This is a genomic window from Pseudomonas sp. GM18, assembly GCF_000282195.1.
In the GTDB taxonomy this organism is placed as follows: domain Bacteria; phylum Pseudomonadota; class Gammaproteobacteria; order Pseudomonadales; family Pseudomonadaceae; genus Aquipseudomonas.
This window is the reverse complement of the sequence record NZ_AKJT01000036.1, coordinates 102,393-121,310: the sequence shown is the minus strand read 5'-3', so window position 1 is coordinate 121,310 and position 18,918 is coordinate 102,393. Positions and strand designations below refer to the sequence as shown.

Genomic DNA, 18,918 nt, shown 5'->3' with positions numbered 1-18,918 from the left:
CCAGGGTGTGGTGAGTAACGTTTTCGATGGCGATAAATCAGGATTTCAACGGGTGCAGTTCGGTCGGGTATTGCGGTTCCTCCTGGGACGCTCTCGGCACAACGGCATAGGACACCCTCGGAACACCCGCAAGACGCTGCTCCAGCACATGGCTCAGCGACTCACCCGGATTCAGATAGGCATCGCCAAAATCGGCGCCGATATGGATCGGATGGACGACGATTTCCAGCAGGCCGTCGATTGGCATCGCCACGGTGCGCAGGTCGACCGGGGTGCAGACGTTCTGGGCGGTCGCTCCGGACAGGCTGTTCAATCGATGGTTGAGCAACGTCTTGAACATTCGCTTGGGCACGCTCAAATTACTGCCCAGATCGCGCGCCAGTCGCACGGGCACCCCTTGGCGAGCAGCAAAACGCGCGACGATTTCACCGATGGGCCAGATGTTGTGCACGTGCTGATGGGAATCGAGGTGGCTGGGGTGCAGGCCGTTGTCCAGGCAGCGTTGCCATTGGGCTTCGAGTTCCTCCAGCACCGCGTCGCGATCCAGGCGGTTGAGCCAGAGGCTGTGGCGGGGCAGGCTGAGGTCGAACTCACCCTGGCTGTCGCAGAATGTCGAACGCGCGAGAATCGACAGGCTCAACGGTCGGCCATACGTGAGGTTGAAGTGCAGCCCGACCCGACCCTTGAGCAATGGCTGTCGGGCCAGGACGCAGGCCGCTTCGAAGGCCGGCATGTTGGCCATGGCGGTCGCGGAACTGATGACCCCAGCGTGGAAGGCGCCCAGGATCACCGCGTTTTCGCTCGGGCTGAGGCCGAAATCGTCAGCGTTGACTATGACTTGGCGAGGCATGGCTGCCCTCTCTTTCTTGTTCGGTGGGTGCAGCGTCTTTGGCGACAATAGGCGCCTGCATAGGTGTAAGCGTAGGAGCAACCAGCGCTGCTGCACGCCTGGCCTGCCATTTTTTTAACCAGGGTTTGATGTGGTGCCAGAGTCGCAGGGCCAGCCCCAGAGCGAGGCCGCTGGGGCGCCAGGAGTAGAAACTCCAGCGCCAGTGCTCCAGTTGCCCGGTCATGCGTTCCAGGAGTTGATGGCTGGAGTTTTCCAGGCTGATCCGTGAGGCATCGACCCAGTGCCAATTGTCGTCCAGCCCCCAGTGGATCCACTCTTCGAGCAGCACGCGACCGCTGCCCAGGTCGGCGTATTGCGGCAAGAACGCCAGGTTGTAGTCGTACAACCGGCCCTGTTCCAGCAAGCCGATACGGTAGCTGATGCAGCGCCCGTTCAGTTCCAGCACCACCACCCGCACCAGTCCCTGTTCGGCGAGGGCGGTGAAGGCTTGCTCGATCCATTGCCGGTAGCGGTCGTTGGTGAAAATCCCCACCCCTTGAAGGCCTTTCCAGCTCAGCGCTTCGACTTTGCCGAGGGTCCGCAATAGTGGCCTGATGGTGGCGGTGTCGGGGGTTATCCGCCGGACCTCGGCCCCGCAGGCCGCGATCCGTTTACGCGCACGGCGCAGTTTGTAGCGCGGGTCGCCGGACACTTCCTGGTGGTCGGCGTCGCTGATCAGGTGCACCGGCACCCGACAACTGAGGCGGCGTTCGCCGGTCGAGCTGTGGGCCATCCAGGTGGTCAGCGCACTTTCCTCGCCGGTGGGTTCGGACAATTCATTGAGTTGCAGCATTGCATGGGGCACGCGACGGCGAATGATCACCAGCGCCTTGCGCATGCTCTCGGCATCGAGGCAGCTGAGCAGGGCCAGGCGATCGGTGAGGGGATAACCGAGGTGATGCAGGACTCGAAACGGTAGCCCGCCAAAGTGCTCCACGGATACCACCAACGGCAGGCACAAGGCCAATTCATCGCCGTGCCAGCCGAGCAGAACGTGCAAGCGCTCCCCGGCAACCAGTGCCTGTTCCGATGCGCGCAGCCAGGCGAGGGTGTTGAACGGTGTATGGTCCGTCACGCGCCAGCGCAACCCCTCATAGGCGGTTGTCGGAAAGTCCGGAGCGCACAGCGAAGTGCGCCATTCGAATCGAGCCATCATAGGTTCAGGCCGCCGCATAACTCATGGACGTTCATGAGGCGCTCCAGCTCAGGGCGAACAAGGTTTGCCCAGGCAGATCGAAGCTGACGCGGCCGTCCTGACAGTTGAATTTGCCTTCGCGACTGCGGCTGTCGGCACCGAAATACACCAGCGCTCCCTTGGTCAGCGGGCAGGTCGCCCCGGCCAGATCGACACGCTGCAAGCGCGCGCCCTTATTGACGCCCAACAGGCTGCGCTGGCGCTCGGTGGCCATCGCCAACACGTCGACTTCGAAGGCGTCGTTGTCCAGGCGCATGACGTTTTTCAGCCAGTGCTGCCGGATGAATTGTTGGGCCAGGCCCACCGGTTTGAGCTCGAAACGATCGCCGCCCAGCACCCGCACCATGCCTTTGGGGTAGTTCGGTTCATCGGCGGCCTGGAACCAGTTGAGCATGTCCAGCAACCCGTCCTGCGCCGAGTTGATGACCACCGAGGCCCACCACAGCGAAGCGAAATGGGTTTCCTGATCGTAGGGGCTCAGGCTTGAGCCGCTGGACAGGTTGGTCTGGTCCAGCAGCAAGGCCTTGCGTGGCCGGCCCTTGGCATCGAGGCCCACCAGTTCGGCGGCGCGGCGCACGCTGTCGCGATAGACCCGGGTCGCCAGCAGGTCGCGAACCATCCATTCATGCCAGGCGAGGGCGTCGATCTGCTCGCCGGATTCGGCCAGCAGGCGCCGTGCCCAATCGATACCGCGCTTGTCGGCGGCATCGTCGGTGAACGGGCCGTTGACGAAGCGCGAACTGGCGGGCATGGCAATACGAATGCCGGCCTTGGCGTTAGCCGGGTCGCTACGCACTTGTCGGGCCATGCTGTTGAAGATCGCCTGGTAGTTGGCGTAGCTCGAGTAGTTAAGGTTCGGCTCGTCGGCGAACGCGATGTAATGAGTACCGGTGCCACCGAGGGCGCGGGTGGCGGCGAGCCAGGCGTCGAGGCCGGCGTTGCTCATGGTGTCGGCGCGCAGATCGGCCTGACGCTGGCTGCCGGCCAACAGCGTGATGTCCTGCGTGATGCCGAAGCGGTTCTGATAGAGCTGGCGGAACGCATCTTCGTAGTGCGGATTTTGCGCGGTGACGTCGACGAAACTGTAATAGGAGCCTGCCTGAGGATTGAGGACGTCGAGCGCCGCGAAACTGGATTGAGGCGGCAGCACGTAAGGCAAGTAAATGCCCAGGTTCGGGGTCGGGCCGAGCGTCTCTTTATGCAGGGTCAACCGGGTCTGGCCATCGTCCTCGCGCAGCGGCTTGAGTTGCTGCGGATTCTGGGCGAACAGGTTTGCCGTGCCATCGAGCCAGAACGCGACCTTGCCGCTGCCTTGCAGGCGCAGGTGCCAGACTTGTTCGTCCTGGGTGACGGGTAGTTCAAGCTGATCGAATTGCCAATAGGCGCGATAGGGTTTCAGTGCCAGCGTCACTTGTTTGTTATCGCCCACACGCTGGGCCAGCAGAGCGCTGACGCCACCGTGAAACTTGCCGGCCAGCACCGCGTGTTCCCCCGGTGCGACTTTGAAATACAGCTCATCGCCGCCACGGGTTTCGGCGCTGAAATGCACCTTGGCCGGGGCGAACAACGCCACGGTGCGTTCGTCGTGTTCGACGGTGTAGCGGCGGAAACTGTAGCCCGGAATTTCCAGTCGATAACTGGCGGCACCCGGCGCCAGCGGCCAGCTCTGCTTGCCGCGGGTTTCACTGGCGGCGATCAGGCGATCGCCCTTCAGATTGCCGTTGCCGTCGAGCAGGTACAGGTGTTCTTCGTTGGCATCGGCCTGCCACGCCGGGACCCAACGGATAGTCAACGTGTCGGGTCGATCCGCTTGCAGGTACAGGCTGCCGTCGCGAATGTCGGCCCAGCGCATGGGCGCCGCCTGCGCGCTCAAACCGAGGCCCAGGCTCAACAGCAGCACCAGGCGTTTCATGCCGATTTCCGTTGCAGCATCTGAAGCATCGGTGCCACATCGCTGGGCAGGATGATCAGGGTTTGCCAGACCGGTACGCCGCTCAACCGGCAGTACGTCACCAGCAGCGCGACGGTCACCGCCAGGTAGGCGATGGACGATGCCGCCGCCGCGCCGACGATGCCATATATCGGGATCAGCAACAGGTTCAGGGCCAGGTTCAGCAGCGCGCCGAGGCCCACCAGCAGCGACACCGTGCCGGGGCGATTTTTGCCCAGCAAGTCCAGGCGCAAGATGCTCGCATAGCAAAGACCGAGCAGCCCCGGCAGCAGCGCCAGTAAGGCCGGGTAGGCCGGTTGATAAGCAATGCCGAACAGCGTGACGATCAGCCATTGCCCGATCACGGCCATGGTCAGGCAGGCACCGAGCATCACCGTGGCGGTCAGGCGCAGGGCCAACGGTGTCAGGCGCTCCATGCCTTCGTCTTGCTGCAGCAGGCGTTTCATCAGCGGTGTGGTCACCGCTTCCGGGACGATCAGCAGCAACTCGGCGGCAGCACTGGCCATGGCGTAATGACCCAACGCCGTGCTGCCGAGCAAGGCACCGATGAACAGGTAATCGGAACGCAGAATCACTTGCTGGAACAACAAATCGGGATGGCTACGGGCGCTGTAGCGCAACAGTTCTTTCTGGCTGGCGCGGTCCCATTGCAACGTCAAGGGTTGCGCACGGTTGAGCCAGACCCAACCGGCCAGCACCACCAGGCTGATGCCGGCCAGCCAACTGATCAGCGCCGCCTCCAGCGCAGCGTCTTTCCACATCCAGAACAAGGCGATAAACAGCAGCAGTGGCGCCAGCGATTCCACCAGTCGCAAGGCATTGAACGCCACCACAGCGCCCGACGCGTTGTGCAAGGTCAGCAGGCCGCTCTTGAGCACGGTCAGCGGCACCGCCAGCAGCAACAGCCAGGCGAGCAATCCCAGTTGCGTGGTGATGTCGAGTTCGCTGCCGAACTCGCGCACCAGCGCCACCACCAGCAACGTCAGCAAACCCGCCAGCAGGCAACCGAACACCAGCACCTGGCTCAGCAGCAAACCCATCGGCTGTTGCTTGGCCGCCTGATAACCCACTGCCGAGTTCAGCCCGCCGCTGGTGGCGGCGCTGATCAAGTCGGGCAGGGTACTGAGCAGCGCAAACAGGCCGCGCTCGCTGGGCCCCAGGATCCGCGCCAGCAACACGTTGCGCAGCAGCCGCAAGCCGATCATTGCCAGTTTGGTGCCCATGCTCAGGGCCAGGTGTTTGAGGTAGTGGCTGCGACTCATGGCCGGGCTCCGCGGTAGATGCGCCACGACAGCAACTCCGGATTGCGTGCCGTGCGCTGGCTGATGCCGATCCGTGGCAAGGCCAATGGATCGTCGACGCCACGGTAAATCCCGCTGGCGGTGCCCAGGGCAAACGCAAAGTCGTGATCGGCCACGTGTTCGCGCACCCGCGCATCATGGTCGCCATTGGGGTAGCAGTAGACTGGCAGCGGCCGGTTGCAGCCGTTCAACAGTGCATTGCGGCTGCGGCTCAGTTCTTCATCCAGGTGTTGATCGTCAAGCTCGGTGAGGATCGTGTGGCTGGCGCCGTGAGGGCCGAAGCGGATCAACCCGCTGGCTTCCAGCGCGCGCACTTGATGCCAGTCCAGCGCCTGGGGCAACGATTCTTCAGGGCATTGATCGGTGAGCCGGTTCAGTTCGCCCGGCGGCAGGCTTTTCAGGCTTTGCAGAAAATGCAAAAGCGCCAGGCTTCGGCGCTGCACATCCAGATCATCGAGCAGCACCGGTAACGGTCGCCCGATCTGTCGCAGGCATTCAATCAAGTGCGTCCGGGCTTTTTCACCGTGGCTGTGCCACAGGGTTTCCCCCAGGCTTTCCCACCAGAAGCGTTGCCGGCTGCCGATGAAGTCGGTGGAGAGAAAAATGCTCGCCGGCATCTGATACCTTTTCAGCAACGGGAAGGCATTCAGCGCGTTGTCGCGCCAGCCATCGTCGAAGGTCAGCGTGACTTTGGGGCGCTCCGACATGGCGGTGCCGGGTTGCAGAATTTCCATCAGCGGCACGCAATCGAAGTGTTTTTTCAACCAGAGCAGCAGGTGAGCAAAGCCTTTCGGTCCGACGCACAGTTCGTTGCGATGGGGCAGGTCGGCGGCGCGGTCATTGGGCAGCACCCGGTGCAGCATCAGGATCACCCCGGCACCGTGCAGTTGGTGACGGCCTACCGGCGAGTTGAGATAGAGCCAGCCACTGGTGCGTTTTAATAGTTGTCTGATCGCCATGGCGCGGTCCTTTCAACGATTTTGCTCGGGGTTCCACTGCGCGTACCGCTGTCCACGCAGGAACTGCCACAGGCCGATACTCATCCCGGCAAGGGTCACCAGAAAGAAGCCGGCGAGGCGAAAGGGTTTGGGCAAACGGTGTTGCACATCCAGCAGGCCGGCGATGGCCACCGCATAACCGAGCAGTTGCGCGATCAGGCTCAAGCGATAGAAGCCATGGACGTTCCACAACCAGAAGTTGCTCAGCAACAATGGCAGCAACAGGACCGGGGCCAGGCGTCGAATCAGTTTGTGGCTGATCAGCGCAATCGCATACAAGCCATGGCGCCAGGGGTTCAACAGTTCCCGACGCTGGGCCAGGCTCTGCAGGCCACCGACGGTGACGCGCAGACGACGGCGCCATTGTTTGTCGATCTCATCGACGCCCTGGTCGATCACCCGGGCTGTGGGCACATAGACAATGCGTTTGAGCGCCACCGGCGCGCAGGTACTGATAAAGAAATCATCGTTGACCTCCACCGGCACGTTCTGGAACAACTCGCGGCGCAGGGCGAGCAGGGCTCCGTCGGCGGAAACCATGCAGCCGGTGCGATTTTCCACCATGCGCAGCCAGCCTTCGTAGTGCCGATAAAGGCTGTCGCCCAGGCTCAGGCCCTGGCCCGCCACCGGGATCAACATGTGCCCGGCGCAGGCCCCGACCTGTGGATCGGCCAGGGGCGCGAGCAATTGGCCGAGGGTGTCGGTTGACCATTGGTTGTCGGCATCGGTAAACACCAGAATCTCGCCCATGCTCAGGGCGACGGCGGCATTCAAGGTGGTTGCCTTGCCCTGACGGGGCAGATCGAGCACGCTGATGCGCGGGTCGATGACTTTGTGGGCGCAGGCCACGGTGTCGTCGGTGGAGCCGTCGCTGGCCAGAATGATCTGTAGCGAGCGCGCCTGATAATCCTGGGCGAGCAGGATGCGCAGCTTTTCTTCGATGTACTGGGCCTCGTTGTGCGCGGCAATGACGATGCTCACGTTCATCGGTTGTGCGGGCTCATGACGGGGCGCCGCAAACAACGGCGCGAGCAGTGTCAGCAGCAGCGGGTAGCCGAGCCAGGCATACACCGGCAATAACAGGCACCACCAGAACACGAATTCAGCCACGGGCGGGTCTCCTGGCATTCCAGCGACAAAGGCTCAGGATGAACGCGGCACCGGCCAGGTGCAGACGCACCCAATGCAGGCCCCAGAGTTGCAGCATCAGGCGCAGGTCGCGGTGTTTCAGGCTCTGGCGCAGACTTTGGGCGAGCGCTGGCAGGCTGGTGACGAACAGCATGCATAGCGCCAGTCGGGGGGAGCCGTTGAGCAGGGCGGATAGCGCCATGAAATCCAACACCCAGGCGATGATCGATAGCATCGGGAAACGCAGTAAACGCAGATTCATGCCGTGGCTGCGCAGTAATTGCAGGTGACTGCCCTGACGCCAGAACTCCTTGCCCATCCATTCGCGCCAACTGCTCTCGTAACCCCAATGCAGGGCAACGCTCTGGTTGACGGACAGCAGGCGTGCGCCAGAGTGGGAAAGGCGCATGGTGAAATCTTTGTCTTCGCCGGTGCGCAGGTTTTCGTTGAAGCCGCCGACCTTGTCGAACCATGGACGACGCATCAACAGGTTGGAACTGGGCAGCCATCGCACTGTTTTCAGCGTTTCATCGTTCGGGCGCAACGTGCGGCGTTGCCAGGCATTGGCATACCACGGGGCTTCGGCCGGGGTGTGCAGGTCCAGTCCCAGGACGTCGACCTGAACCGCGTGTTGGATGCTCAACAACAGCGTGAGCCAGTCCTCGGGCATTTCGATATCGGCATCGATGAAACCCAGCCATTCGCCTGTCGCCATCGCCGCCCCGCGATTGCGCAGGGCGCCGATCAGCAGCCCGGGCAGCACCAGCACCTGCGCCCCGAGCTGGCGAGCGATGTGCGGGCCCTGATCGTCGGAGCCGTTATCGACCACGATCAGCTCGCATTCCATCCCGGCGGCCTGCGCGGCTTTTTTCGCGGCAAGCAAGGTGCGGCCGATGTGTCTGGCCTCGTTGTACATCGGGATGGCAATGCTGATGCGGTTCATGCCACGGGCTCCGTCAGCGGACGTTCTTGCGCCTTGAGGCGCAACACCCAGGTCAGGGCGAGCATGATCCACAGGTACTTGTGATTCGGCGCGCTGAGGAACATCAAAAACAGTGTCAACGACAGATAACTTATGCCCAGGTGGGTGATCAGGTCGGCCTGTTCCCAATCCCGTCGCAGCATCCAGGCTTGACGGGCGCGGACCAGGTTATACATCCCAAGGCCCAGCATGCCGACGAACAGCAGCCCGGCGGGAATCCCCAGTTCACTGAAGATTTCCATGTACGTGTTGTGAGCGCGACGGTACAAGTCGCCGGGCTTGCGGTTGGCGGAAAACACCTTGGCGTAACCGGAGGTGGCGTAGTGCAGCGGGAAGGTGCCGGGGCCGGAACCGAGTAACGGATGCTCACGAATGATCTGGCTGCCGACCACAAGGTATGACGCGCGGCGGCCGAGGGATTCGTCCTGGCTTTTGGAGCCTTCTTTCAAGACGCTCAAGGACTGGATGCGCTTGAGGTAACCAGCCGGCATCGAATAAGTCGCCACCGGGATCACGATCGCAAGGCCGAGCATGGCAAAACCCAAGTGGCGCGGCCGGATGCGTGGCAACTGCGCGCGGTAGTGCCAGGCGCCGATCATCAAGCTCAGGAACAGGACCACCAGCCCGGAACGGGAATCGGTCTTGGTCATGCCGCCCAGCAGCAAAATGCAGCAGCCGCCCCAGAACAATCGGTGCAACAGGTTCGGGCCGCGGATCACCAGCAGCAGGGCCAACGGTACGGCGAAGGCGATCAGCAGGGCAAACGAGTTCGCGTCTTCCAGCAGCCCGGCGGCGCGGCCCTGGTCCTGATACTTGGTGGAGAACATGGCCAGCACAGAGGTCGCGGCGACGCTGAGGGTCACCAGCCGGGCGAACAGATCGAGGTTCAACTCACGGCCGATCAGCAAGGTGATCACAAACAGCACCATGCCGACACTCATGTCCCGCAGATGACTCTGGGACATGTCCATGTTGTCGGTATTGATCATGCTCAACAGATACAACACCACGAAGCCGATCAGGAAGCGCCAGATGTTGCTGCGCAGACGCTCGGACGGAATCTGGTGAATGGCCAGTTGCAACATCAGGATCAGGGCCAGTGACGCACCGATGAATTTGGTGCCTGACAGCGCGCTGCCCTTGAAGAAACCTTCGAACGGCACCAGCGCCGCGATGCCCAACAACCCCCAGGCGGGTTTTCGGTAGAGAACACCGACAGCGACCATGCCCAGCACCGCGCCGGGCGCCAGATAGGGGAAAGGGCTGGCCAGCAAACCGAGGCAGACCAGGGCGAGCAGACTGACGATCGAGAGCGGAAAGATCACGTGCGTGCCTCCCGTGCAGTACGGATATAAAGCTGCGACCAGCGTTCGGCCAAGGCCTTCAGGTCGTAACGGTCCTGTTGCGTACGTTTTGCGTTGTCGATCAGTTCGCCAGCCAGTGCCGGCTCACTCAGCAGCGTGTCGAGCTGCCGGGCGAGGGCGACGCTGTCGGTGGGGGGCGCCAGCAGGCCGTTGTGCCGATCCTCCAGCACATCGGGAATTCCGCCGACGCTGAACGCCACCACCGGCACTCCGGCCTGCATCGCTTCGAGCAAAATCATCGGCGTGCCCTCGGTGCGCGAGCTGATCACCAGCGCATCGAGTTGCGGCCACCAGCGGTTCATGTCGGTCTGGTAACCCGGCAGGGTGATGCGGTTGCGCAAACCGGTGGCGGCTATTCGCGCCTGCAGGGGGTCCCGTTCCGGGCCATCGCCGAGCATCACCGCGTCCAGTTGTGGGTGTTGCTGACACAGCGGGATCAGCGCATCGAGAAACAGGTCCGGGCCTTTTTCATGGGTCAGCCGACCGACGTAGCCCGCCAGCCAGCGTGGGTGTCTGGCGTTGTGGGGCAGAAGACCGTTGGCGGTTGGCAGACCATTGGGAATCACTTGCAGCTTCTCCGTTCGAACACTGGCCTTGCGGTGCAGCACCGCGATGCTTTCGGCCACGCACACCACCCGATTCACCGACGCCGTGCGGCACAGTTGCAGGCTCAGCCAGCCGTAGAAGCGTTGCTTGCGACTGCGTGGGGTGAAACCGTGCTGGGTAATCACCAACGGCAAGTCCAACAATGTCGCGCCGACCCAGCCAAACACCAGACCTTTGAAATTGTGCGTATTGATCAGCGGATGTTCAGCCCGCCGATAACGTAAATGACCCAGCAATTGCCCCAGTCCCGCGAAAGCGCGGCAGTCGATCCCGGCCTCGCGGAAGCGGTCGATCAGGGCCTGCGGCGCATCCAGAAACAGCACCTGGTGGTGTCCCGGCGTCGCCAGGCAATGGTCCAGCAACATCCGCTCAGCGCCATAAAAGCCGCCGCTGCTGATCAAATGCATGATCGGCAGCGCGCTGGCGTTGAGCGGCCCGTTCAATGGCGCACCCAATACATGAAGCTAGGCACGGTCCAGTTCTTGTGCGGGTTGTTCGGCAAAGCGTCCTGATCGTTGATCACCAACAGCACCGGCAAGCCCAGTTCATGGGTGATTTGCGCTGGATGTTTGAAGCTGTGATCGAAGAACTCACGCACGTAGACGAAGGCAATCGCCAGCAGCAGACCGGTCAGCATCCCGAACGGAATGATCAGCAGCGGTTTGGGAAACGCCACCTCGGTCGGTTCGAACGGCGGGCTGAGCACCCGGGCGTTGGACAAATCGCTGTCCAGCGCGCGGGCGGTGCTGCTTTCGGCAAAGCGCTGGGCGTAGGTGGAGAACGCCGCGTGCAAGGCATTGATCTCGGTATCCATCTGCTGCAACTTGCTCTGCGCCACTTGCAACTGGTGGATGCGGTTCTTGAACTCGGCGATGCGCGCGGTTTTCTGGTTGATCACCGAGGTGACAATGGCCAGGTCGCTGGTGCGCTCCTGAATCCGGTTGCTGACGATTTTCAGGAACTGCTGGCGGGTGCGGGTAATTTGCTCGCGGGCCAGCAGCATCGGTTCGCTGCCCGGCTGGAAGACCGCCAGGTCGTTCATGTAGCGGCTGACTTGAGTCGTCAGTTGCTCACCGATCTGCCGGATCTCCCGGTCTTCGAAGGCAATGTTGTCCACCGTGGTGGTGAAGGTGAAAGGGAAGGTGTAGTCGTTGAGCCGAGTGGTATTGTTGGCCGCCGCCAGCGCGGTTTTCAGGTAGTCGAGCCAGCGCTGGCTTTGCAGCAAGCGATCCTGATACTGGTTCAGGTTCTCTTCCTCGGTGTTGATGGCGTTGAGGCGGAAGGTGATTTCTTCCTTCGGATCGGACGCGCCGATCTTTTCGAGCAACGCCAGTCGAGTGCCTTCCAGGCCATCGAGCCGCACCTGATACTGCTTCTTCTTGGTTTCGTAGAAGCTCTGTGGCAGGTCGATCGATTGCAGTTCCTGACGGCTGGCCAGGTAGTTTTGCAACATCGTTGCGACAAACCGGGTGCCTTGGGTCGGATCGCTTGAGCTGTAGATAATGGAGATCACGTTGGAGCCGGGCAGGGTGTCGATCTTCAGGCTATCGATGGCCTCCTGGGTGAAGGTATCCAGGGTGGTGTCCCGCACCGGATCGATTGCAAGCCCGAGCGCGCCGCGCACCGGGTTGATCACGTATTCACGCAAGGGGTTGGTCACGAAACGCTGGATCGGTTCGGTCACCAGTTTGTTGAAGGCCCCGGGGTTGGGCGTGTACTCGCCTTTGGCCTGCAGGTCGCTGATGGTCTGACGGATCAGGGCCGGCGAGCGCAGGATATTGCTCTCGGTTTCCATGTCTGCCAGTGACGGCGGAATGAAAGAGGCGTCGCCCTGGGTCAGGGATGTGGTGGCGTCTCCCTGAGAGAGTTTTTTGGACTGCACGAGCACCTGCGCGGTGATATCGAAGCTCTGTTTGAGCACCAGCGGCAGGAGCAGGGCGATCACTGCAAAGATCAGGAAGATTCGCTTCACCAACCGCTTGTTGGCGAAGAAGATCCTGAAGAACTCATGCAGGTAGTTTTCCTTTGGGTTCATGATCGGTCACCTGAGCTTTAGTTGTTACTGCCTTTGTTGTCGACGCGGTAGCCGAAGCTGAAGCCGACCCCTTGGAACAACACCACGTCCGCCAGTTGCCGCGCGAGTTCGCCGGCGCTGGCCAGTTTGGTCTTGGGTACGTAGAGCATGTCGTCCGGTTGCAGGTAAGCAATCTGCGACGCGTCACCGGCCAAGGCTTTTTCCACGTCGTAGTGCACGGCCTGCACCTGGTTGCCGGTGCGGCGCATGATCACCACCGAATCGAGGCGCGCCTTGACGCTGGTGCCACGGGCCAGGGTCAACGCTTCGAGCACCGAGACCGGGCGGCGAATCGGGTAGGAGCCCGGCTGCCCGACTTCACCCAGTACATAGATTTCGTTGCCCGATGTGGACTTGAGCATGACGTCGACTGTCATCCGTCCCGGCAATTGCGCGTAACGTTGATTGAGGAACGTTTCGAGCTGGTTGACGGTCATGCCTTGCAGCGGCACGGAGCCGATTTCCGGGAAACTCGCATAGCCGTCGTTGCCCACGGTGATCTCCCGGCTCATGCCGGTAGCGGGGTGGTTCAGGGCGCTCTTGAGGTTTTGCTCGTTGCTCAGCGGGCTGGTGACCAGCACGGTCAACTGGTTGCGATTGGGCTGGAACAGGGCTTTGCGGTTATAGGCGCGCTGGATTTCCTCCCGGGCCTGGACCGAGGTCATCCCGCCGATTTTCACCGCGGTGTTGGCCCCCGGCAGTTCGATGGTGCCATCGGGCAGCACCAGTTGCGTGCCGTTGAGCTGGCTGGCCGCGGTGAAGTTCAGGGCGACCTGGTCACCGGGCTGAATGCGGTAAGCCTCCGAGCCACTGGTGCTGACGTGGAAGATCACGTCCAGCACGTCCTTGGGCCGCAAGGTCTGTTCGACCTTGGGCATGTCGGTGGCCTGGGCGTTGGCCGGCTCGGCCGTGAGGATCTGCACCGGCATGTTCTGGGTTTCACTGGTGCTGGAGCAACCTGCAAGCGGTAGCAACAGCAGGACAAGCACTTTGGCATTCATGACTTCATCCTTCAGGTGGGTGCTTACAGGTTTTTGTAGAGCCATTTGGGCATGTAGTACTTGCGTCGGTTGAAGACGCTGCCCACCAGTTTCGCGCCGGCCTGGGTCAGGCGCTGAGCCGCGGCCTGGGCCACTTCCCAGCGGGTGTCTTCCGCGCGCACCACCATGATCACGCCGTCCACCAGAGTGCTGATGACCAGGGTGTCGACGGCCGCATACACCGCATCGCCGTCGATCACCACGAAGCGATACCGATCGACCAACTGCTCGAGCAACGGGTTCAGCTGTTCGCTCGTCAGGTGCTCGGTGCCGCGGATGTGCCGCCCGTTCGGCAGGATGTGGAAGGGCAGGCTGGAGACGTTCACCAGGCAGTCCTGCAGCAACGGCGGGGAGTCGTTGAACAGCAGGTCGCGAAAGCCGCGCTCTTTACTCAGCCCCAGCTGTTGCGTGAGGTTGCCCGCCGACTGGCTGGCGTCCACCAGCAGCACTTGGCCGCTGCTCATTGCCGCCAATTGGCTGGCCAGCGCCAGGGCGCTGGTGGTGGTGCCCGTGCCTGCGTTGGCAGCGGTCAGAAAAAGGATCCGCAGATCCAGGTCGAGCACGGTCGAGGTCAGGTTGGACTCGCTCGGGCTGGCGATGGTCAGGCTGTTGTTCGATGAACCGTCCATTTAACTCGCTCCGTGGCCGTTGAATACGATGAAGGGGGTTTTCAACAGAATCTTCAGATCAAGCAACAGGCTCTGCTCGGCGATGTAGGTGAGGTCCAACTCAACGCGCTGGTCGAAGTCGATATTGCTGCGCCCGGAGATCTGCCACAGGCCGGTCATGCCGGGGTAGATGCTCAGGCGTGCAAGATGGCTGTCCTTGTAACGATGGGCATTGAACGAGGTGGGTCGCGGGCCGACTAAACGCATGTCGCCGCTCACCACATTGATCAGGTTCGGTAACTCATCGAGGCTGCTGCGCCGCAGGAAGCTGCCGATGGGGGTAATCCGCGGGTCGTCGTCGATCTTGAAGTCGATGGCGTCGGCGCCGTGCTTGTTCAGATGCCGCAGGGACTCCTTGAGCTCCTCGGCGTTGGCCACCATGGTGCGGAATTTGTACATGCCGAACATGCGGCCGCGGTAGCCGGTGCGTTTCTGCACGAACAACACCGGCCCCGGGCTGCTGAACTTGATTGCCAGTGCCAGCCCCAGCAGCACCGGGGAGATCAACAGCAAAATCACCAGTGCACCGAGGCAGGCGAGCACCCGATTGGTGCGCGACAGGGTCCAGGGCCGACCACCGTTGCGGCCGGTCACCCAGCCGTGACCCTGCACGTGGATCGCCTTGTCGAGGCGCATCCGGTGCTCGGGATCCAGGCGGTTGTCACTCTGCATGTGATCGAGCAACATGCCTTTTTCATGTCCAGTCATAGAGTCCTCCGCTAAAGCCCTGCCATGAATGGCGAGTGGGCGCTACGCAGTGGGTAGTAGTCACGGAACCAGGCGATGAATCGTCCGAGTCCTTCATCCAGCTCTATCCGTGGCTGGAAACCGGTGGCCTGTGCCAGATCGCTGGCATCGGCGCAGGTGTTGAGCACGTCACCCGGTTGCAGGGGCAACAACTCGACGAGGGCCTTTTGCCCAAGGTGCTTTTCCAGCAGCGCCAGGTAGTCCTTGAGCGCTACCGGCTGCTGTCCGCCAATGTTGTAAATGCGCCATGGCGCCATGCTGCTGGCCGGGTCCGGTTGCTCGCGGTTCCAGTCCGGTGCGGGCTGGGGCGCGCGTTCGATCAGGCGGGCGATGCTCTCGATGATGTCGTCGATGTAGGTGAAGTCCCGCTGGTGCTGGCCGTAGTTGAACAGTTTCAGCGGCTGACCTTCGACAATCGCCCGGGCGAACTGGATCGGCGACATGTCGGGCCGGCCCCAGGGCCCGTACACAGTGAAAAAACGCAAACCGGTGCAGGGAATGCCGAACAGATGGCTGTAGCTGTGGGCCATCGACTCGTTGGCTTTTTTGGTCGCGGCGTACAGCGACATCGGATGGTCGACGTTGTCCTTGACCGAATAAGGCGTGTGCTGGTTGGCGCCGTACACCGAACTGGACGAGGCATAGATCAAGTGCCTGACCGGGTGGTGACGGCAGCTTTCGAGAATGTTGAGGAACCCGCTCAGATTGCTGTCGAGGTAGGCCCGGGGATTTTCCAGGGAGTGCCGCACCCCGGCCTGGGCCGCGAGGTGAATCACCACTTCCGGTTGTTCACACTCGAACAGTGCGTCGAGGGCCTCGGTATCGGCCAGGTCGACTTTTGCGAGGGGGAAATCGCCGACCTGCTCGCGTACCCAATCCACGCGATCATGTTTGAGTTGCGGGTCGTAGTAGTCATTGAAGTTGTCCAGCCCGCACACCTGATGCCCGTCGCTCAACAGCCGCAACACACAATGGGCACCAATGAAGCCGGCGGCTCCAGTGACGAGTATCTTCATGATCGTGGCGCCTCGGGAGCAGCCAATGCCGCAGCTTGGATCAGGCCGACGTAGCCCGTACCAAATACGCTTACGTCCATATTGGCGCGCCTCGTAAGACGGTGGATGTAACTGAAATGAGACTGTCAAAAGGGGTATAGCCCAGCCTTGGGAAAGCGTGTCAGCAAAATGACGGGTAGCGTGGGCTGGAAACCCTGATTTCAAGGGCTATTTGCTATCAAGTGCTTGCCGTTGCTGGATTTGTCGCGGTTTTGAGGGCTTGCTGAGGGTTTCAAGAAAACGATAAACGGTCGAAAGGCTTGTATTACAAGGGTTACAGGCGTTTTTGGGTGTCAGATTTGAGTCAATGTTTTTTTGACGCTTTTGGCAAAAAACCGGCATTTCTTGCGCTTCCGTGGCTCGGTGCTAGTGTCAGAAAATGGCTGATAATCATTGGTTTCCATAGGCTAATGGCGGCCATGGAGGTACTGCACCACCATGATCCGATACCTCAAGGAACTGTTGCTGGTTCTGTATTTACTCAAAAGCTACGACTTTTACCTCGACCGTCTCGACGCGTTGGGCATCGGTTTGCCGATGTTGCTGTATGGCGGGATGTTCGTGGTGCTGACGATCGCGCTGTTCATGACCGCGTACATTCGTCAGACGCTGATCCGTCATTTGTTTGCGTTGGCGATGTTTGGCTCGGCGGTTTTCTTTGACGTTTACACGCAAGTGACTGCCGGTTACCTGACTTACAGCAGTTTTGTGTCGCTGGTGTATTCCGGCGGGTTCATTCAGGAAGCGGCTTACCAGTACCGCGATGCGATCATCGGCGCGATAGTCAGTGGCTTGTTGCTGCTGTTGGGTATCGGGCTCAAGCCGCGTCGACGGCTGCCGTTGCCGGGGGCGCTGTTGGTGGCGGCGCCGGTGCTCGGGGTGTTGCTGCTCAGTGTCGTGCTGTTCGTGCGGGCCGGCGAGGGCGCCCGTGGCTTGCCGATCATGTACACGCCGTTGGCTTATCTGAATCTGTTTACCTATGAAGCGCTGCACAACACCGTCGGCCCGCGCGAGCCGGTGAGCCTGGCGCGCATCGATCAGCCGGTGGGCCACGACATCGTACTGATCATCGACGAGAGCATTTCCGGCAACTACCTGGACATCAACACGCCGTTCGGTGTGCACAGCAACCTCAAGGAAGCGCATCCGGGCGTGGATATCTTCAATTACGGCTACGCCGCGTCCATCGCCAATTGCAGCGCCGACACCAACGTCACCCTGCGCTATGGCGGCACCCGCGCCGATTACATGCGGATCAACACCACGCTGCCGTCGATCTGGCAGTACGCGAAAAAGGCCGGGCTGCGCACGGTTTATATCGATGCCCAGCGCACGGGCGGCAACTTGCAGAACCTGATGAACGCTGCCGAGAAGCAGGACATCGACGAGTTCGTGCAATTCGACCAGACCAGTGTGCGTGACCGCGACATGGCCGCGGCGGCCAGGTTGATCGATCTGCTCAACGACGGCACGCCGGAACTGGTGGTGATCAACAAGGTCGGCGCGCATTTTCCGGTACACGACAAATACCCGGATGCGTTTATGGCCTACCGCCCGACCTTGCCTCGGGGGCAGTTTGTCGAGGTGGCGGACACCGGTAAGCGCGATGGCTTCAACGGTCAGCCGGATGATTGGGTGCTGTACCGCAATGCCTACAAAAATACTGTGCTGTGGAATGTCGGCGAGTTCTTCGCACGGGTTTTCGCCCAGGCGGATTTGCGCAATGCGTTGCTGATCTACACCTCGGACCATGGGCAGGATCTGCATGAGCGCGGTAACCCGGGGCTCAACACTCACTGCGGCAGTGATCCGGTAGAGGAGGAGGGCTTAGTGCCGTTGGTGGTGATTTCGGGCAGCGATTTGAAGACCCAGGACTGGCAGGCGCAATTGCCGGCCAACAAGGATCGCTCCAGTCACTACAACATCTTCCCGACGTTGCTGCAGTTGATGGGCTATGACCTGGCGGGGATCGAGGCGGTGTATGGCAAACCGTTGAGCGTGTCGACGGCGGATGATTTCACCTTCAACTATCGCTTCAATGCGCGGCTCGGCGCTGTGCCGGCGTGGAAGTACATTGACCTGAAGAGCATTGTGACGCCGGGGCCGGTGGTGCCGAGTGTGGCGGTGGGGGAGTGAGATTTTGAGTGAATGAGCGGGCCTATTCGCGGGCAAGTCGTCAGACCGTTCAACCAAAGATCATCGGGTGTACTCTCTATCCTTGCCCCAAGCTCATCAAAGAGAGTTTCCCTTCATGCTCCACGTCCAGGGCGTCTTCAAAAGCTACGCCACCCCCCAAGGCCCATTGCCGGTGCTGCAAGGCGTCGACCTCACGTTGAAACCCGGCAGCAGCCTGGCGTTGATGGGCGAGTCGGGCAGTGGCAAAAGCACCTTGCTGCACCTGATCGCCGGCCTGGACAAGGTCGATCGCGGCAGCATTCGCAGCGGCGAGCATCGGCTGGAGCAGATGAACGAAGGCCAATTGGCTAACTGGCGGCGCACCGAAATCGGCCTGGTGTTTCAGCAGTTCAACCTGATCGGCAGTTTGCGGGTCGAGGACAATCTGGCGTTTCAGGCGCGTCTGGCCGGGCGCCACGATCCGCGTTGGCAGGCGCATCTGGTGCAGCGTCTCGGATTGGGAGACCTGCTGCTGCGCTATCCGGAACAACTGTCTGGCGGGCAACAACAACGAGTTGCACTTGGCAGGGCGTTGGCCTCGCAACCGAAACTGCTGCTGGCCGACGAACCCACCGGCAGTCTTGATGAAGCCACCAGCGATGAGGTGTTGAAGTTATTACTGGAGCTGCTCGACGACAGCCCGACGACGTTGCTAATGGTCACTCACAGCCCACGGGTCGCCGCGCGGCTGGCGGAAAAAGTGGTGCTGCACGGTGGCCGTCTGGCTGGCGCGGACGAGCGCTGA

General features: G+C 61.4%; 16 protein-coding genes. 2 read left to right on the top strand and 14 right to left on the bottom strand.

Translation table 11 applies throughout. The features are described from left to right. Positions 1-37: 37 nt before the first annotated feature. From PMI21_RS17570 to PMI21_RS17635, 14 genes are read right to left on the bottom strand one after another with little or no spacing between them, the layout of a single operon-like run. Positions 38-850 carry a ChbG/HpnK family deacetylase gene (locus PMI21_RS17570; RefSeq protein WP_007937043.1) on the bottom strand — a complete coding sequence of 271 codons (813 nt, stop codon included), beginning with the start codon at positions 848-850 and terminating at the stop codon, positions 38-40. Then, entirely contained in the window at positions 822-2,045 is a 1,224-nt protein-coding gene (locus PMI21_RS17575) for a GNAT family N-acetyltransferase (RefSeq protein ID WP_007937042.1), read from the bottom strand. Before PMI21_RS17575 ends, PMI21_RS17570 begins: the two co-directional genes overlap by 29 nt. A 31-nt stretch (positions 2,046-2,076) precedes the next feature. Further along, entirely contained in the window at positions 2,077-3,996 is a 1,920-nt protein-coding gene (locus PMI21_RS17580; protein WP_007937041.1) for a hypothetical protein, read from the bottom strand. After that, entirely contained in the window at positions 3,993-5,297 is a 1,305-nt protein-coding gene (locus PMI21_RS17585) for an oligosaccharide flippase family protein (protein WP_007937040.1), read from the bottom strand. The genes PMI21_RS17580 and PMI21_RS17585 overlap by 4 nt, the downstream gene beginning before the upstream one ends. After that, positions 5,294-6,295, bottom strand: coding sequence for a polysaccharide deacetylase family protein (locus PMI21_RS17590; protein ID WP_007937039.1), 1,002 nt, complete (start codon positions 6,293-6,295; stop codon positions 5,294-5,296). The genes PMI21_RS17585 and PMI21_RS17590 overlap by 4 nt, the downstream gene beginning before the upstream one ends. A 12-nt stretch (positions 6,296-6,307) precedes the next feature. Beyond that, a complete protein-coding gene (locus PMI21_RS17595) occupies positions 6,308-7,444 on the bottom strand; it encodes a glycosyltransferase (protein WP_007937038.1) in 1,137 nt (378 codons plus the stop codon). Continuing rightward, the gene (locus PMI21_RS17600) at positions 7,437-8,405 is read right to left on the bottom strand and encodes a glycosyltransferase (protein ID WP_007937036.1); all 969 of its coding nucleotides are present in this window, start codon (positions 8,403-8,405) and stop codon (positions 7,437-7,439) included. Before PMI21_RS17600 ends, PMI21_RS17595 begins: the two co-directional genes overlap by 8 nt. Beyond that, entirely contained in the window at positions 8,402-9,769 is a 1,368-nt protein-coding gene (locus PMI21_RS17605) for an O-antigen ligase family protein (RefSeq protein ID WP_007937035.1), read from the bottom strand. Before PMI21_RS17605 ends, PMI21_RS17600 begins: the two co-directional genes overlap by 4 nt. Next, positions 9,766-10,821: a glycosyltransferase family 4 protein gene (locus tag PMI21_RS17610; protein ID WP_050550136.1), complete on the bottom strand. Its 1,056-nt coding sequence runs from the start codon at positions 10,819-10,821 to the stop codon at positions 9,766-9,768. The genes PMI21_RS17605 and PMI21_RS17610 overlap by 4 nt, the downstream gene beginning before the upstream one ends. Positions 10,822-10,853: 32 nt before the next feature. Continuing rightward, positions 10,854-12,449: a GumC family protein gene (locus PMI21_RS17615; protein ID WP_007937033.1), complete on the bottom strand. Its 1,596-nt coding sequence runs from the start codon at positions 12,447-12,449 to the stop codon at positions 10,854-10,856. A 17-nt stretch (positions 12,450-12,466) separates the two neighbouring features. Beyond that, complete coding sequence (locus tag PMI21_RS17620; RefSeq protein ID WP_007937032.1) at positions 12,467-13,489, bottom strand: polysaccharide biosynthesis/export family protein; 1,023 nt, start codon at positions 13,487-13,489, stop codon at positions 12,467-12,469. A gap of 23 nt (positions 13,490-13,512) precedes the next feature. Beyond that, positions 13,513-14,157, bottom strand: coding sequence for a CpsD/CapB family tyrosine-protein kinase (locus tag PMI21_RS17625; RefSeq protein WP_007937030.1), 645 nt, complete (start codon positions 14,155-14,157; stop codon positions 13,513-13,515). Continuing rightward, positions 14,158-14,904, bottom strand: coding sequence for a sugar transferase (locus PMI21_RS17630; RefSeq protein ID WP_007937029.1), 747 nt, complete (start codon positions 14,902-14,904; stop codon positions 14,158-14,160). It lies immediately after the preceding gene. Between the two features lie 11 nt (positions 14,905-14,915). Next, positions 14,916-15,959, bottom strand: coding sequence for an NAD-dependent epimerase (locus tag PMI21_RS17635; RefSeq protein WP_007937028.1), 1,044 nt, complete (start codon positions 15,957-15,959; stop codon positions 14,916-14,918). A gap of 477 nt (positions 15,960-16,436) precedes the next feature. Here PMI21_RS17635 and PMI21_RS17640 point away from each other — a divergent pair, with 477 nt between their 5' ends. Both PMI21_RS17640 and PMI21_RS17645 read left to right on the top strand, forming a co-directional pair. Beyond that, a complete protein-coding gene (locus PMI21_RS17640; RefSeq protein WP_007937027.1) occupies positions 16,437-18,134 on the top strand; it encodes a sulfatase-like hydrolase/transferase in 1,698 nt (565 codons plus the stop codon). 115 nt (positions 18,135-18,249) lie between these two features. Then, positions 18,250-18,918, top strand: a complete 669-nt coding sequence (locus PMI21_RS17645; RefSeq protein ID WP_007937026.1) for an ABC transporter ATP-binding protein — start codon at positions 18,250-18,252, stop codon at positions 18,916-18,918.